General features: G+C 71.3%; 15 protein-coding genes. 12 read left to right on the top strand and 3 right to left on the bottom strand.

The window, feature by feature from the left end:
• Window positions 1–31 precede the first annotated feature (31 nt).
• Window positions 32–607 (bottom strand): TerD family protein, encoded by a 576-nt coding sequence (locus ACWPOB_RS19400; protein WP_006941734.1) that lies wholly within the window; start codon window positions 605–607, stop codon window positions 32–34.
• Window positions 608–841: 234 nt separating this feature from the next.
• Here ACWPOB_RS19400 and ACWPOB_RS19395 point away from each other — a divergent pair, with 234 nt between their 5' ends.
• The 11 genes from ACWPOB_RS19395 to ACWPOB_RS19345 all read left to right on the top strand — a co-directional run bounded on the left by ACWPOB_RS19395 (window position 842) and on the right by ACWPOB_RS19345 (window position 13,834).
• Window positions 842–1,963 carry a hypothetical protein gene (locus ACWPOB_RS19395; protein ID WP_455401855.1) on the top strand — a complete coding sequence of 374 codons (1,122 nt, stop codon included), beginning with the start codon at window positions 842–844 and terminating at the stop codon, window positions 1,961–1,963.
• Complete coding sequence (locus tag ACWPOB_RS19390; protein WP_100058106.1) at window positions 1,960–3,150, top strand: HpcH/HpaI aldolase/citrate lyase family protein; 1,191 nt, start codon at window positions 1,960–1,962, stop codon at window positions 3,148–3,150. The genes ACWPOB_RS19395 and ACWPOB_RS19390 overlap by 4 nt, the downstream gene beginning before the upstream one ends.
• A complete protein-coding gene (locus ACWPOB_RS19385) occupies window positions 3,147–4,415 on the top strand; it encodes a phosphoribosyltransferase family protein (protein WP_455401826.1) in 1,269 nt (422 codons plus the stop codon). Before ACWPOB_RS19390 ends, ACWPOB_RS19385 begins: the two co-directional genes overlap by 4 nt.
• Window positions 4,412–5,518: a cysteine protease StiP family protein gene (locus ACWPOB_RS19380; protein WP_100058107.1), complete on the top strand. Its 1,107-nt coding sequence runs from the start codon at window positions 4,412–4,414 to the stop codon at window positions 5,516–5,518. Before ACWPOB_RS19385 ends, ACWPOB_RS19380 begins: the two co-directional genes overlap by 4 nt.
• Window positions 5,519–5,553: 35 nt before the next feature.
• Complete coding sequence (locus ACWPOB_RS19375) at window positions 5,554–6,396, top strand: HAD family hydrolase (protein ID WP_455401854.1); 843 nt, start codon at window positions 5,554–5,556, stop codon at window positions 6,394–6,396.
• Between the two features lie 17 nt (window positions 6,397–6,413).
• A complete protein-coding gene (locus tag ACWPOB_RS19370; protein WP_455401825.1) occupies window positions 6,414–7,718 on the top strand; it encodes a TerD family protein in 1,305 nt (434 codons plus the stop codon).
• Window positions 7,719–7,722: 4 nt separating this feature from the next.
• Window positions 7,723–9,228 carry a TerD family protein gene (locus ACWPOB_RS19365; RefSeq protein WP_455401824.1) on the top strand — a complete coding sequence of 502 codons (1,506 nt, stop codon included), beginning with the start codon at window positions 7,723–7,725 and terminating at the stop codon, window positions 9,226–9,228.
• A gap of 234 nt (window positions 9,229–9,462) precedes the next feature.
• The gene (locus ACWPOB_RS19360; protein WP_100057278.1) at window positions 9,463–11,025 is read left to right on the top strand and encodes a long-chain-fatty-acid--CoA ligase; all 1,563 of its coding nucleotides are present in this window, start codon (window positions 9,463–9,465) and stop codon (window positions 11,023–11,025) included.
• Window positions 11,022–12,080 carry an MBL fold metallo-hydrolase gene (locus ACWPOB_RS19355; protein WP_455401823.1) on the top strand — a complete coding sequence of 353 codons (1,059 nt, stop codon included), beginning with the start codon at window positions 11,022–11,024 and terminating at the stop codon, window positions 12,078–12,080. The genes ACWPOB_RS19360 and ACWPOB_RS19355 overlap by 4 nt, the downstream gene beginning before the upstream one ends.
• A 4-nt stretch (window positions 12,081–12,084) precedes the next feature.
• Window positions 12,085–12,960, top strand: a complete 876-nt coding sequence (locus tag ACWPOB_RS19350; RefSeq protein ID WP_100057275.1) for a LysR family transcriptional regulator — start codon at window positions 12,085–12,087, stop codon at window positions 12,958–12,960.
• Between the two features lie 4 nt (window positions 12,961–12,964).
• Window positions 12,965–13,834 (top strand): LysR family transcriptional regulator, encoded by an 870-nt coding sequence (locus ACWPOB_RS19345; RefSeq protein WP_455401822.1) that lies wholly within the window; start codon window positions 12,965–12,967, stop codon window positions 13,832–13,834.
• Between the two features lie 62 nt (window positions 13,835–13,896).
• On the opposite strand, the gene ACWPOB_RS19340 is transcribed toward ACWPOB_RS19345, so the two are convergent.
• Window positions 13,897–15,105 (bottom strand): acetyl-CoA C-acetyltransferase, encoded by a 1,209-nt coding sequence (locus ACWPOB_RS19340; protein WP_100057276.1) that lies wholly within the window; start codon window positions 15,103–15,105, stop codon window positions 13,897–13,899.
• Window positions 15,106–15,157: 52 nt separating this feature from the next.
• Entirely contained in the window at window positions 15,158–15,898 is a 741-nt protein-coding gene (gene fabG / locus ACWPOB_RS19335; protein WP_455401821.1) for a 3-oxoacyl-ACP reductase FabG, read from the bottom strand.
• A 207-nt stretch (window positions 15,899–16,105) separates the two neighbouring features.
• Here fabG and ACWPOB_RS19330 point away from each other — a divergent pair.
• On the top strand, window positions 16,106–16,456 hold a 351-nt coding region (locus ACWPOB_RS19330; RefSeq protein WP_455401820.1), incomplete at its 3' end, for an acyl-CoA dehydrogenase family protein.

Genomic DNA, 16,456 nt, shown 5'->3' with positions numbered 1-16,456 from the left:
CGGGGGCCGGATCCGGAATCCGGATGCGACGTCAGACGTTGACGCCGTAGTCGCGGGCGATGCCGGCCAGGCCGGACGCGTAGCCCTGACCGATGGCGCGGAACTTCCACTCCGCACCGTGCCGGTACAGCTCACCGAAGACCATGGCGGTCTCGGTGGAGGCGTCCTCCGACAGGTCGTAGCGGGCGAGCTCGTTGCCGTTGGCCCGGTCGACGACGCGAATGTAGGCGTTGCGGACCTGTCCGAACGACTGGCTGCGGGAGTCGGCATCGTAGATCGAGACCGGGAAGAAGATGCTCTCGATGTTGGCCGGCACGGCGCTCAGGTCGACGTTGACGACCTCGTCGTCGCCCTCGCCCTCGCCCGTGCGGTTGTCGCCGATGTGCTCGATCGAGCCGTCCGGGGACTTGAGGTTGTTGAAGAAGACGAAGTGCTGGTCCGAGACGACCTTCTTGTCGGCGCCGGTCGCGATCGCGCTGGCATCGAGGTCGAAGTCGGCACCGGTGGTGCTGCGGATGTCCCAGCCGAGGCCGACGGCCACGGCGGTGAGGTTCGGTGCTTCCTTGGTGAGGGAAACATTGCCGCCCTTGGTCAAGCTGACGCCCATGCGGGGTCCTTTCGATCTGTCGGTCCGGACGAGGTGCCCGGGCGGGCACGCCCGATTTGCGCGTGTCACTCCACCCTAATAGCTGTTCCGCGCCGACGCCCCACGCTCGGCGCGCTCGCACGGGACCGAACCGCGCGGACCAGTACCATTCGGGGCGTGGCGAGCCGATGGACGCGCCGCCTCTTCGGCGGTGGGAGCACCGACGATCCGGTGGCCCGTGGCGCCTACGACGCGATGGTCGCCGCGTTCCTCGACATGGACCGCCGCCAGTCCGTCGCCGAGGCCGGCGTCACGGCCTCGCACGAACTCGCTCCGCAGCGCGGCCTGCGCCGCGAGTGGGAGCCCGTCCGCGAAGCCTGTTACCGCGCGGCCGAGACGTACCTGCACCTCGCCCGCACCGAACCGACCGATCCGCTCGCTCCCGCCCCGGCCTACGAACAGGCTCTGCAGCAGATCGGTCTCGCCACCCGCACCCTCGACCAGTTCTACGACCGCCACCGCGCGCACCTCGAGCACTCGGTCGCGGTGGCACAGACCGTCCCGCAGCTGGCCCGGCAGGTCCGCACCGAGGCGCAGGCTGCGGCGGCGCTGATGGACGCGCCCGAGCACGCCGCATACGCCGACTACCCGTCCGTGCGGGCCGCGGCGAACGCGCTCGACGCGGAGGTCCGCGCCCTGGATTCGGCGGTGGGAACCGGCGCCGTCCGAACGGCGGCACGGCGGGCCGAGGAGGCGGGCACCGCCCTGCGTCGCGCCCTCGCGCAGGCGCCGGACAAGGCCGAGTCCGCCCGGAAAGCTGTGGCATCCGTCACCACCCGCCTGTCGGCGGTCCGCACCCGCGCCGAGAGCCTGGCGCCGGCGTTCTCGGCCCTGCTGCGCGAGTTCAACGCGGCCAGCTCCGCCGACCTGTCCGGCAACGAACGCGCCGCCCGCGAGTTCCTCGACCGGGCCGACGCCGACGTGACCGCGGCGCGAACGGCCTCGGCCGGGAACCGGCCCGAGCAGGCGCTGGAGCTGACCGCGGCGGCCCGGGCATCGCTCACCCAGGCGGAACGCTACGTCGACGCCGTCACCGAGCGGTTGTCCGTCCTCCGCGCGGTCCGCCGTGAACCGGCCGCGAAGGTGGAGCAGGTACGGTTCCGTCTGCGCGACGCGCAACAACTCGCGGTGCAACGGGGGTTGACCGCAGAATGGGGATCGGTGCTCGACGCGCAGCTCGATCGGATCGACAGGGCAGTCGGTTCGCTCACCGGCGTACACCCCGACTACTGGGCGTACGTCCGAGAGCTCGATGCCGTTTCGCGCTTCATCGCCGGCGTGGTGCAACGAATGAGAGGACGAACGGAAGAGGCATGAGTGGGGGAACCTTCGCCGATATGCGCACGATGCACCATTTCCACCACATGGACCGCGCGACCCGGGACACGCTGTTCCTGCATCCGCCGCAGGCATTCTCCGATGCCGACGAGCGCGATCGGCTCGCCGTCGCGCTCGGGGCCACCCTGTACGTCCCGGCTACCCGCGCGGATCTGACCGCCACGATCGCCCGCCGAGCCCGCGAGGGTGTCGCCTCGATGGTGATCGACCTCGAGGACGCCGTCGCCGATCACGAGGTTGAGGACGGCCTGCGCAACGCGGTCGCCACCCTCGACGAGCTCGCCGGCACCGCGGCCGCGACGATGCTGCTGTTCGTCCGGGTGCGCACCCCCGACGGTGTCGACCGCATCGCCGACACCCTGGGACCCGGCGTCACCGCGTTGACCGGATTCGTTCTGCCCAAGTTCACCGCGGCGTCGGGGCCGGCCTTCCTCGATGCGGTGGCGGCGGCGTCCGAGCGGCTCGGCAAGCACCTGTACGCGATGCCGGTGCTCGAGTCCGCCGAGCTGGTGCACCGGCAGACCCGCGACGGCGAGCTGCAGCAGATCGCGGCACTGCTCGCCGGGCACCGTGACCGCGTGCTGGCGGTACGGATCGGGGCCACCGACATGTGCGGCACGTTCGGCATCCGCCGCGACCGCGACCTGACCATCTACGACGTGCGCGTGGTCGTCGACGTCATTGCGGATGTTGTCAACTACCTCGGCCGCACCGACGGCACCGGATTCGTCATCACCGGTCCCGTCTGGGAGTACTTCGCCGATCACGAGCGCATGTTCCGCCCGATGCTGCGGGCCACGCCGTTCGCCGAGCACGACGCGGTGATGTTCCGGCAGCAGCTCGTCAGCCGGGATCTCGACGGGCTGCTCCGCGAGATCGCCCTCGACCGGGCCAACGGCATCCAGGGCAAGACCGTGATCCATCCCTCCCATGTGGCCGCGGTGCACGCCTTGTCCGCGGTCACCCACGAGGAGTACCACGACGCGGTCGACATCCTCGGCGGCGACGCAGGTGGCGTGCAGGCCTCCGGTTACCGCAACAAGATGAACGAGCGGCGCCCGCACCGCACCTGGGCACAGCAGACGTTGCTGCGCGCCTCGGTGTTCGGCGTCACCAACAAGGGAGTCACTTTCGTGGACCTGCTGACGGCATTGGTGGACCGGTGACCGCGGGGTTGCAGTCACCCTGGGCGACGGAACAATTCGGCCTGGAACTGCGGCACCTCGACTCGGCGACCGGCGACACGGTGCCGGACCTCGTCGTGCCGGGGCTACGCCGCAACCCCCGTCGCGCGCACCTGCTGGTCTCCACGGTGCTCGGCAAGCACATTCCCACCGACCCGGCCGCGATCATCGGCGCGGGTGACCGGCTCGGCGATCTCGTCGCGGACCTGCTGGGTTCCGCCGCGCAGGACACGGTCGTACTCGGATTCGCCGAAACTGCAACGGGACTGGGTCATTGCGTGGCGAGCCGGCTGCGCGCGCGCTGCTACCTGCACTCCACCCGGCGTGACGTGCCCGGCGCCGGCACCTTCGCCGGGTTCGAGGAGGGCCACTCGCACGCCACGTCGCACCTGCTCCAGCCGACGTCGCCGGAGCTGTTCGCGAACGACGCACCGCTGGTCCTGGCGGACGACGAGATCTCCACCGGCGCGACGGCCGTCGACGCGATCCGGTCCCTGCACCGGCACCATCCCCGCGCCCGGTACGTCGTCGCGTCGCTGGTGGACATGCGCACCGCCGATCACCGTCGTGCGGTCGACGAGGCGGCCGCCGAACTCGGCGCCCGGATCGACCACGTGAGCCTCGCGGCGGGACACACCATCCTTCCCGACGGGCTCGTCGAGCGGGTCGCCGCGCTGCCGGATCCGGATATGAATCCCGTTGCCTCACAACGAGGATCCGTGGAGTTCGTGACGTTGCCGTGGCCGGCGACCGTGCCCGACGGCGGGCGGCACGGCTTCCTGCGCACCGACACCGCGGCTTTCGACGCCGCGATCGAACGCACGACCGAGGCCGTGGCCACGGCCCTCGGACCGGGACGGCCGGTCGTCGTGGTGGGCCACGAGGAACTGATGTACCTGCCGCTGCGCATCGCCGACGCGCTCGCCCGCCGGGGGATCCCCACGCGGTTCCAGACCACCACCCGCTCGCCTGCGTACGTCCGGGACGTGCCCTGCTACCCCCTTCGGCGCGGATTCACCTTCATCGCACCCGAACCCGACGACGTCCCGCGGTACCTGTACAACGCGCGGTGGCCGGAGGAACGGGCACGGCTGCTGCTGGTGCTCGACGATCCCGCCGACACCGATCGCCTCCGGGCCGACGGTGGCCTGCTCGACGTGCTGACCGCCGCCGGGGAGGACGTGGTCGTCGCCGTCGTGCCCGCCACCGACCCGTCGGTGCTGCGCGCCGCCCGGGAGGGACGATGACCGTTCCGCTGGCCGGACCCGACTTCGGCTCCTACGCCCCGGACGAGGTGCGGTGGCTCCTCAAGGACCTCTCACACGTCGCCCTCGAGGCCGACATCGCCGAGCGCGAGCGCCGCATCCAGGCGGGTCTCGCCCACTACGCCGAGACGCTGCCGATCGAATACCAGCCGGACGCCGCCTACCGCGAGTTGTTCGACAAGGTGCTCGCCGCGACGGCGGGCCGCCTCGCCCACGCCGTCGGCACGGTCACCGAACTGCTGCTCGCCGAACGGGGGCCGGATCTGACCCTCGTGTCCCTCGCCCGCGCCGGCACCCCCGTCGGCATCCTGATCCGTCGCTGGGCACAGCGCCACCACGGGCTGGACCTGCCGCACTATGCGGTGTCGATCGTGCGGGGCCGCGGCATCGACTTCGCCGCGCTCGACTACGTGACGGCACGTCACGATCCGGCGTCGGTGGTGTTCGTCGACGGCTGGACCGGCAAGGGCGCCATCGCCCGCGAACTCACGGCGGCCCTCGCCGAATACCGGGCCGCGGCCGGCCCGGAACTCTCCGGCGACCTCGCCGTGCTCGCGGATCCCGGATACTGCGTGCGGACCTACGGCACCCGCGACGACTTCCTCATCGCCTCGGCATGCCTGAATTCCACTGTCTCCGGGCTCGTCTCGCGTACGGTCCTCAACGACACCCTGATCGGTGCAGGCGAGTTCCACGGTGCGAAGTTCTACGCCGAACTCGCCGGCGAGGACGTCTCGGCCGTGCTTCTCGACACCGTCGCCGCGGAATTCGGCGATCGGGACGCCGCAGTCGCCGCCGCCGGGGACATCCTGCGGTCCGACCGCACCCCCACGTGGGCGGGCTGGGAGTCGGTGGAGAAGGTACGGGCCGCGTACGGCATCTCCACCGTCAACTACGTCAAACCCGGTGTCGGCGAGACCACCCGAGTGCTGTTGCGGCGCGTGCCGTGGCGGGTGCTGGTCCGCGAGGCCGACGCCGAGGAGCACGCCCACATCCGGATGCTCGCCGCAGCCCGCGACGTGCCGGTCGAAACGGTTCCCGACCTGGCGTATTCCTGCATGGGACTGATCAAGGATCTGCCGTGACCACCACCCTCGTCGCGACCGACCTCGACCGCACGATGATCTACTCGCGCGCCGCGATGGGCGAATCACCCGTCGTCGACGGCGATCTGGTGTGCGTCGAGCACTACGACGGTGCACCCCTGTCGTACCTGACCGTCACGTCCGCGCAGCGCCTGCGCGACCTGGCGGCTGCCGCGGTGGTGGTGCCGACCACCACGCGCACCCCGGAACAGTTCCGGCGCATCGCGCTGCCCGGCGCACCGTGGCGCTACGCGATCGCCAGCAACGGCGGCGTGATCCTCGCCGACGGTGTGCCGGACACCGGGTGGCGGCAGGCGGTGGACGCGGCCGTGCGCGCCGAGGGCGCCGGACTCGACGAGGTCACCGCCGAACTGCGGCGCCGCATCTCCGACGACTGGGTGCACAAGTTCCGCATCGCCGACGATCTGTTCTGCTATCTCGTGATCGACGTCGCCGCCCAGCCGGTCGGATTCCTCGACGAATGGGACCACTGGTGCCGCGGCCGCGGATGGAGCGCCTCGCAGCAGGGCCGCAAGCTGTACACGATGCCGTCGGCGGTGTGCAAGAGCAAAGCCGTCGCCGAGGTCCGCCGGCGCCTGGTCGCAGACGGAACGCTCGCCCCGGATGCCGCGGTACTCGCCGCCGGGGACGGAGCGCTCGACGCCGAGATGCTGATCGCCGCCGACGCCGCGATCCGGCCGCGGCACGGCGAACTCGAGGCGCTGGACTGGCGGCACCCGTCGGTGACGGTGACCCGGGAAACGGGGATCCGGGCCGGCGAGGAGATCCTGGCCTGGTTCGCCCGATACGCCCGGATCGGCGCGGGTTCGTACAGTGGCAGTGACGCTCCACGTTCCCCAAGACAGAGTTTCCAGTAACAGTGAGGACTCCTCCCGTGCCCGTATCTCTCGCCAAGGGTCAGAACGGCCCCCTCACCGCCACCGACGTCGTCGTCTCGCTCGAGCTGACCACCCCGGCCGACCTGTCCGCCCTGCTGGTCAAGCCCGACGGCAAGGTGCGCTCCGACGCCGACTTCGTCTTCTTCAACCAGCCCACCGGGCCGGGGGTGCGGCTCGTGCCGGGTGCTCCCGGGCAGGCCGCGTCGCTGGCCGTGTCGCTGAACCAGGTGCCGGCAGACATCGACCAGGTGCGCGCGGTCATCACCCTCGACGACGCGTCGAGCAGCTTCGGTCGCTTCGCCCCGCCGTCCGCGCGGGTCTCCGACACCGCGGGCAACGTCCTCTACGAGTACCGGATCGACGGGCTGAGCAGCGAGTCGATCGTGATCGCCCTCGAGCTGTACCGGCGGCAGGGCGCGTGGAAGGTGCGGGCCGTCGGCCAGGGATACGCGGGCGGGTTCGCCGCGCTGGTGAGCGATCACGGGGTGAGCGTCGACGACGCGCCCGCGGCCGCGCCGCAACCGGCTCAGCCCGCGCCGCCGCCGGCTCAGCCCGTGCCGCCGTCGGCCCCGGCCGCGCCGCCCGTACCGCCGGCCTACTCCACGCCGCCACCTTCCGCTCAGCAGCCCTACCAGCAGCCGGCCCCGCCGCAGCCGTACGTGCAGGCCTCCGCGCCGCAGCCGGCGCAGGACGCCCAGCCCGAGGTCAGCCTCACCAAGAGCCGGCCGGTCAGCCTCGTCAAGGGCCAGAAGGTCACCCTCCGCAAGGAGGGCGGTGTGGCCCTGACCTACCTGCGCATGGGACTGGGCTGGGATCCGATCGCGAAGCGCGGTCTGTTCGGCAACCGGGCCGCCGACATCGACCTCGACGCGTCGGCCGTGCTGTTCGCCGACCAGAACCTCGTCGACGTCGCATACTACGGCCAGCTGCGGTCCAAGGACGGCTCGGTCCAGCACCAGGGGGACAACCTCACCGGTGAGGGCGCCGGCGACGACGAGGTCGTGCTCGTCGACCTCACCCGGATCCCGGCCCACATCACGACGGTCATGTTCATCGTCACCTCGTACAAGGGTCACACCTTCGAGCAGGTCGCGAACGCGTTCTGCCGGCTGGTGGACGGCACCAACAACGCCGAGCTGGCCCGCTACACCCTGCAGGGCGGTATGCCGTTCACCGGCATGGTGATGGCCAAGGTGTACCGGCAGGGGCAGGACTGGAAGCTCCAGGCGATCGGCGAGGGCATCCAGGCCAAGCATCCCGGGGAGGCTGCGCCGCAGCTCGGCCGGTTCCTGGTGTCCTGACGCCGTGACGGGGAGATTCGCGGCGGGGCAGAACGCCCCGCTGACGGCGCGCCGGGTCCGCTTCACGGCGCGCGCGGCGGGGCCGCTGGACGTGTGTGCGCTGGTGGTCGACGCGAACCTGCAGGCACGCACCTCCGCCGACGCCGTGTTCTACAACCAGCCCGGGGCGCCGGGCGTGGACCTGGCCGGCGATGCCGTCATCGTGGATCTCGACCGGGTGGGCCCGCAGGCCGCCGCGGTGCTGTTGGCGGTCTCCTCGGACCGAGGGCCGGTGGGCGCACTGTCCACCGACCTGACCGGACCGCCCGGATCCGGGCCGGCCACGTTCGACGCGCCCGCCGGCGGTGCCGAGTCGGCGGTGATCTGCTGGGAGTTGTACCGCCGCGACGGCGGATGGAAGCTGCGGGCGGTGGGCCAGGGGTATACCGGTGGACTCGCCGAACTGTTCCGCGCGCACGGAGTGGACGTCGACGACGAGCCGGCCCCGCCCTCGCCGGACACCCCGGCGACGGTGCCGGTCGAGCCGGAGCAAGCGTGGGAGCGGACCTGGCAGATCTTCGAGGACGCATCCCGCTCTGCCGCCGCGTTCGTCTCCGCGCACGACTACGCACTGCACCGGCTCGACGAGGAACTGTCCGCGGCCGTCTCCGACCCGGCCCGCCGCACCGGACCGGCCGCCGACCAGGCCCGGGCCGAGGCGAATCGGCGATGCGACGAGCTGATCGCCGCGGCTCGCGCCCGGCACGCCGCCGACACCGCGCTGTTGACCGAGGAACTGCGCGCCGTCGGCGCGGCCCTGCCCGCCGCGATGGCCTCGTGGGACGCACCGGCGTGGCAGCGGCCGGGTCTCGGCGGAAACGGGCTGCGGATAGGCGAACTCGGGGCCCCGGATCGCGGCTCGCCGACACTTCCGTTGTGCCTCCCGTTGCCGCTGCGGCGCCCGCTGTGGGTCGACGGAGACTCCGTCGCCGCCGCCCCGATCGTGTCGGCCCTCGTGGTGCGGCTCCTCGCGGCGCACCCGGCGGCGCGCCTCGACGTCGTCGACACGGCCGGTGCGTTGTCCGCCCTCACCGATGTGGTGTCCTTCGCCGTGGCGGGCCCGGTCGTCCGCGACGTCCCGGCCATCGGACCCCGGCTGCGCGACGTGGCGCACGCGGTCGATCTCGCCGCGCTGGCCGCGACCGCGGATCCGGGTGCCGAGCCACCGGCGCCACGGATCGTGGTGCTCGCGGGTATCCCGCACGGCTACACTCGTGACGATCTGATGCACGTCGTCCGGATCGTGGAGGCGGGTGTGACACAGCCGGTTTCGGTGATCATCGTCGGCGAGGACGACGGCGTGACGGACGAGCCGTTGCTGGACCTGCTCTCGCAGGAGGCTCAGCACCTACCGGTGGCGCCGGGCACCCACATGGCCGATCCGTGGACCGGCACCGACTGGCAGCTCACGCTGGACACTGCGCCGGATCTCGACGGGCTCCGCCACGTCGTCGCTGCGCTCGGGCGCTGAGCCTCGGGCTGAGCCGGACATCCGCGCGCGGCCGTGCTCCTCGCGCGCGTCCGTACCCGCGCAGGAAGCACCTCGGCGCGCAAGGACAGTCGCCCGCTGCCGGTCCCGACATAGGCATTCGCTATCGGTCGCTGTGGATCTTGGACTTTGTTCCGCCGAGGCGGCGGTGATCGACTGAGCGGGCACGGCGGGCCCGACATCGAGGCGCTCGCCGAACGGAACGAGGAGTGGGATGTGAGCGGTCTGCACCTTCCGCAGCGGGTCCGGCAGCACGCGGCGGAACGGCCGGACGCACTCGCACTGACCTGCGGCGACACCACCGTCACCTTCGCCGAACTCGATCGGCGCACCAACCGGCTCGCGACCGCCCTGAGCGGGCTGGCCCGCCGCGGCGGTCGGATCGGGGCGCTCCTGCGCATGCGGCTCGAGGCCGCCGAGACGTTCGTCGCCTGCGGAAAAGCGGGGCTGGTGTTCGTCCCCCTGAACTGGCGGCTCACCCCGGCGGAGGCCGCCCGCATCGCCGAGGACGCGGAACTCGACGTGCTCGTCGTCGAATCCGGGTTCGCAGCAGCAGCCGAGGCGATCCGTGCCGCACTGCCCGGCCTGCCCGTCGTCCTCGTCGACACCGAGCCCGGCGACGACCTGCTGCCCGGGGCGTGGACGTGGGAACGGCTCACCGCCACCGGCGCCGACACCGATCCCGGCCGCGGCGACGACCCCGACACGACGCTGTTGCAGCTGTACACCTCCGGCACCACCGGCACGCCGAAGGGGGTGCTCATCACCCACCGCAACCTCCACAACGACGAGGAGGGACAGCGCATCTACCACTGGCAGCCCGACTCGGTCGCGCTGAACGCGATGCCGCTGTTCCACATCGCCGGGGCCGGATGGCTGAGCACCTGCCTGTCCGCCGGTGTGCACGCCGTCCTGCTCGGCGAGTTCCAGCCACGCACCGTCGCGTCGCTCGTCGAACGCCATCGCATCACCCATGCCTTCCTGGTGCCCGCGACCGTCCAGATGCTGCTCGACCTGCCCGGCCTGGACACGTTCGACCTGTCGAGCCTGCAGTTGATCTTCTACGGCGCCTCCCCCGTCACTCCGTCGATGCTGCGCCGCGCCGTGCGGACCCTCGGATGCGGATTCGTCCAGCGCTACGGGATGACGGAGACGAGCGGCTCCGTCACCGCGCTGCGCGTCGAGGACCACGACCCGACCGGTCCCCGCTCCTACCTGCTGCGCTCGGCGGGCCGCCCCATGCCCGGTGTGGAGATCGCCATCCGCGACGTGGCGACCGGGGAGGACCTGCCGGTGGGAGGGTCCGGCGAGATCGTGTGCCGCTCCCGCCACAACACGTCCGGCTACTGGCGGCGCCCGGAGGAGACCGCGGCGCTGTTCACCCACGACGGGTTCCTGCGCACCGGCGACGCCGGCCACCTCGACGAGGACGGCTACCTGTTCGTCACCGACCGGGTGAAGGACATGATCATCACCGGCGGTGAGAACGTCTACCCGATCGAGGTGGAGTCGGTGCTCGCCGAGCATCCCGCCGTCGCCGAGGTCGCCGTGGTCGGGGTCCCCGACCGCAAGTGGGGCGAGGCCGTCACCGCCGTCGTGCGGGTGGTCGACGGTGCCGCCGTGCCGGACGAGAGCGAACTGGTCGCGTTCACCACCAGCCGGCTCGCCTCCTACAAGAAGCCGCAGCGCATCCACTTCGTGAGCGAGCTGCCGCGCAACGCCAGCGGCAAGATCCTCAAGCGCACGTTGCGCGACACCCTCGCGGAGGAGGTGTCGTGACCGCGGTCGAGGTCGTCGGCGTCGTACAGCAGGAGGCGTGGCGGCGCGGCGAGCTGCCCCCGGTCGAGCAGGTCCGGCCCGGGCTGTGGTCGATTCCCGTGCCCATGCCCAAGAACCCGCTGCGCTACGTGCTGGTCTACGCCCTGGCCCTGCCCGACGGCCTGGCCCTGATCGACGTCGGCTGGGACTCGGAACAGTCGTGGCAGGCCCTGGTCGACGGGATCCGGCAGACCGGGCACGACATCACCGAGGTCCGGTTCGCGGCGATCACGCACCTGCACCCGGACCACTTCGGCCTGGCGCCGCGGCTGCGCGAGGTCAGCGGTGCCGCCCTGGCGATGCACGCCGCCGACGCGTCGCTGCTCGGGCACCACACCGCCACGGACCGGGAAGGGTTCACCGCGGCCTGGGCCCGGCAGCTGGCCCGGCTCGGAGCCCCCGAAGAGGTCCGATCGGGCGAGGTCATGGAACTGGTCCGGTTCGGGCCGCGAGAGTCGCTCGACGTCGTGCTCGACGACGGCACGCCGCTGGATCTGCCGGGCTGGGACCTGCACGCCGTGTGGACGCCCGGCCACACCCCCGGCCACCTCTGCTTCGTCGACCGCACCCACGAGCTGGTGTTCAGCGGCGACCACATGCTCCCCCGCATCAGTCCCAACATCTCCACCGTCCCGGGCGAACTGCCGAATCCGTTGCACCGCTACCTGCTGTCGCTGCACGCCACCACGAGCCTGCCCGACGGCGAGGTCTTCCCCGCCCACGAATACCGCTTCCGCGGTGTCGCTTCCCGCGCGCAGGCGCTGCTCGGCCACCACGAGGAACGGCTGGCCGAGATCGCCGACGTCGTGTCCCGGCATCCCGGTTCCACGGCGTGGGAGGTCTCCACGCGGATCTCGTGGTCCCGTCCGTTCGAGACGATGTCGCCGCGTCTGTGCCGGCTCGCGGTGCGTGAGACCGACGCCCACCTGTTGGTTCTCGCCGACCGGGAAGTGGTCACCGGGTGCGGTACCGACCCGGACCGCTGGATGCCGGCAACCGCCGCCCCCGTACGATGAGCCGGTGGACCTTCACCTCATCACCTATTTCGTCGCGGTCGTCGACCGGGGTGGGATCACGAAGGCCGCCCAGTCCCTCTACATTTCGCAGCCGTCGCTGTCGCAGGCCATCCGCACACTCGAACGTCGGCTCGGCACAACCCTGTTCGACCGGACCGGACGCCGGCTCACGCTCACCGAGGACGGCCGCCGGCTCGACGTAGCGGCGCGCCGCATCCTCGCCGACGTCGAGCGGGCGAAGGCGAAGGTCGCCGCGGTACGCGAACTCGCCTCGGGCCGCGTCGACGTGGTGACGTACTCGTCGTTCTCGTTCGACCCGATGATCGAGCTCGCCCGCCGCTTCCGTGACCGCTACCCGCACATCCTGGTGCGGATCGTCGACACGGACGGTCCCGCCGGGGTGCACACCGCGCTGCGACGCGGCGAGGCGGAGATCGGCGTGACCGACCTGTCGGTCGAGCACGCGGGCATGATCACCGTGCCGCTGTTCGAGCAGGAACTCGTGCTCGCCCTCCACCACGACCTCGCGGCCGACCTGCCGGACCCGATCCCGCGCACCCGTGTGCGGGACGTACCCCTCGTCGTCGATCTCGGCGACCGGACCAACGCCGCGAAGGCGGGCGAGCTGCTCGCCGAGAATGCCGCCAATGTCGTCGTCGACTGCGCCCACCCGGCGGCGACGTGGGAACTGGTGTGCCTGGGCACCGGCGCAACGGTGGTGCCCAGGCCGGTGGCCGAACAGCAGATGCCCACGGTGACGGTGCGGCCCCTGGAGCCGCCACTGACCCGGCCCGTCGGACTCGTGCTGCGGGCGGGCGAGCCGTCGCCGGCCGCGGCGGCGTTCCTCGACGTCGCCTCGACACTGCGGCAGGGAGCGTAGGACTGTGGATTTCCGGCAGGTGGAGTACTTCCTCGCGGTCGTCGAGAACAACGGCATCAACGGGGCCGCGACCGCGCTCGGCGTCGCGCAGCCGACGGTGTCGCAGGCCCTGCGCAGCCTCGAACGCGAGCTCGGCGTCGAGCTGTTCCACCGCATCGGTCGCGGCATGGTTCTCACCGCGGCGGGCCGCAGCCTCATCGGCCCGAGCCGGCAGATCCTGCGTGACGTGACCGCGGTCGAGGAGTTGCTCACGACGTCGGACGGCGCGGTGGCGGGCCGGCTCGACATCATGGCCTTCCCGGCACTGTCCGTCGGCCCGCTGGTGGAGCTGATCGCGCGGTTCCGCCGCGAATATCCCAAGGTCGCGGTGCGGTTCTCGGCACTGCGGGACGAGGAGCTGGTCGCGTCGCTGATCCGCGACGGTCACTGCGAGTTCGTCGTCGCGCACCTGCCGCTCGAGGGCGGCGACGGACTCGAGGTGATCGAGCTGGGCGAGCAGGAGTGGTGGCTGGCGTATCCGCCGGGGTCCGAGCTGCCGGAGGGCCCGATCCCCCTGTCCGAGCTGCCGGACATCCCCATGGTGTTCGCGCCGACCGGTGGGTCGATGGTCGATGCGGTGGAGTCGGCGCTGCGCGCGGCCGGTGCCCGTCCGGAGATTTCCGTCCTGGTCGGCCAGCGCGAAGTCCGGCTGCCGATGGTGGCAGCCGGACTCGGCGGGTCGATCGTGGATCGGGTGCCGGCGGAGGCCGCCGGGGACCGGCTCGTGGTGCGCGCATGCGAGCCGCGGCTGGCGGGCACGTACGGGCTCGCGTTCGATCCGGCGACCCTGTCTGCGGTGGGTCAGGCGTTCGTCGACCTCGTACGGCGGCGCTGACGCGCCGGTGCGTCCTTTGGGTTGCTCCCACAGCCCAAAGGACGCACCGGCCGCGAAGCGGCCTATACCCTCTCGAACACCGCGGCCAGACCCTGACCGCCGCCGATGCACATCGTCTCGAGGCCGTAGCGGCCGTCGCGGCGGTGCAGTTCCCGGGCGAGCGTCGCCAGCATGCGGCCGCCGGTCGCGCCGACCGGGTGGCCCAGCGAGATACCGGACCCGTGGACGTTGGTCCGCTCGAAATCGGCTGCGCCGAACTTCCATTCGCGGGTCACGGCGAGCGCCTGCGCCGCGAAGGCCTCGTTGAGTTCGATCACGTCGACGTCGGCGAGCGTGATGCCGGCCTTGGCGAGAGCCTTCTCCGTGGCCGGAACCGGGCCGATGCCCATGATCTTCGGAGCCACACCGGCCAGGCCCCAGGACACGACCCGCACGAGCGGGGTCAGGCCCAGCTCCGCGGCGCGCTCGGGGGTGGTGACGAGGCACATCGACGCGGCGTCGTTCTGGCCGCTGGCGTTACCGGCGGTGACCGTGGCCTCGGGATCTTGCTTGCCCATGATCGGCTTCAGCTTCGCCAGCGACTCGACGGTGACGTCCGGGCGGGGATGCTCGTCGGTGTCGATGACGTCGTCACCGGATCGGGTCGTGACGGTGACCGGGACGATCTCCTCGGCGAGGATGCCGTTCTTCTGCGCGGCGACGGCGCGGGCGTGCGAGGACACCGCGAGCTCGTCCTGTTCGAGCCGGCTGATGCCGTAGTCGCGGCGCAGGTTCTCGGCGGTCTCGATCATGCCGCCGGGCACCGGGTAGTGGCGGCCGCCGGCGGTGGCGCGGGCGCGCACGAGGCTGTCGTGCATCTGCACGCCGGTGCGGGCGCCGCCCCAGCGCATGTCGACGGAGTAGAACGAGGCGTTGCTCATCGACTCGGCACCGCCGGCGACGACGACCTCGTTGTCGCCGTTGCCCACCTGGAGCGCAGCCTGGATGACGGCCTGCAGGCCGGAGCCGCAGCGACGGTCGATGTGCATGCCGGGCACCGTGATCGGCAGGCCGGCGTCGAGCGCGACGACGCGGCCGATGGCTGGGGCCTCGCTGTTGCCGTTGCAGTGGCCGAGAATGACGTCCTCGATCGCGTCGGGGGCGATTCCGGTGCGGTCGAGGAGACCCTTCAGTGCGGCGACACCGAGGTCGACGGCGTTGAGGGACTTGAACATTCCGCCGTAGCGGCCGATGGGGGTGCGGACGGGCTCGCAGATGACTACTTCGCGCATGACGACCTTCGTGAGAGGAGAGTGATTGTGAAAGAGACCGTGAGACAAGGACTCACATGAATCGGCCGCCGGTGACCTCGAGTACCGTGCCGGTCATGTACGAGGACATGTCGGACGCGAGGAAGAGGGCCACGGACGCGATCTCGGACACCTCGCCGGGCCGGCCCATGGGGATCTCGCTCATCTTCTGATCCCAGGCCTTCTGCGGCATCGCCTCGGTCATCGCGGATCGGATCAGGCCCGGCTGGATCGCGTTGACCCGCACGCCGTGGTGCGCCATCTCCTTCGCGGCCGCCTTGGTGAGGCCGACGATGCCCGCCTTCGCGGCCGAGTAGTTGGTCTGGCCGATCATGCCGACCTTGCCGGAGAGCGAGGAGATGTTGACGATGGCGCCACGCTTGGAATCGCGCATGATCGCCGACGCCTTGCGGGTGCCGTGCCAGGTGCCCTTGAGGTGGACGGCGATCACCAGGTCGAAGTCCTCCTCGGTCATGGTGCGCATCGTCGCGTCGCGGGTGATGCCGGCGTTGTTGACGACGACGTCGAGCGAGCCGAACCCGTCGACGGCCTCCGCGAGGAGCGTGTCCCACTCGTCCGCGTTCACCACGTTGCACCGCACCGCACGGGCCACCTCGCGGCCACCGAGCTTCTCGGCGGCGGCCGTCGCGGCGTCGAGGTCGAGGTCGCCGAGGACGACCCGGGCGCCGGCGTCGACGAACTCCTGTGCGATCGCGAAACCGATGCCCTGAGCGCCTCCGGTGATGACGGCGGTTCGGTTCTCCAGCAGTGACATGAGGTTCCTTTCGCACGAGCCCACCCGGTCCGGGGACGGTGGGAAGGCACCGATGAATCGAGGACGCGGGCGACGCCCGTCGGCTGATGCTCCGAATATACCGAGAGGACCGGTGATTCGACCCCGCCCCATTCATCGACAGTGCCTATGTGGCGATGGGGTGATTCGTATTGGACACCCGCCGCCCCGGAAACCGATGGTGGATTCATGACAACCTCGACTGCGACGCCGGCTGCCCAGGTCGACGACGACGACTTCCAGGAAATCCTCGCCCAGACCCGTGCGTTCGTGCGCGGCGTGGTGGTGCCGCGCGAGCAGGAGATCGCCGACACCAACGCGATTCCGGACGACATCCGCAGTGCGGCCAAGGAGATGGGCCTGTTCGGGTACGCCATCCCGCAGGAGTGGGGCGGGCTGGGCCTGAACCTGGTGCAGGACGCCGAGCTGGCGATGGAGCTGGGCTACACCACGCTGTCGCTGCGGTCGATGTTCGGCACCAACAACGGCATCGCCGGGCAGGTCCTCGTCGGGTTCGGCACCGACGAGCAGAAGGCGCAG

This window comes from Rhodococcus sp. 2H158 (assembly GCF_053764755.1).
Note: the sequence above shows the minus strand (reverse complement) of the source record. Positions and strands in the feature narration are given on the sequence as shown.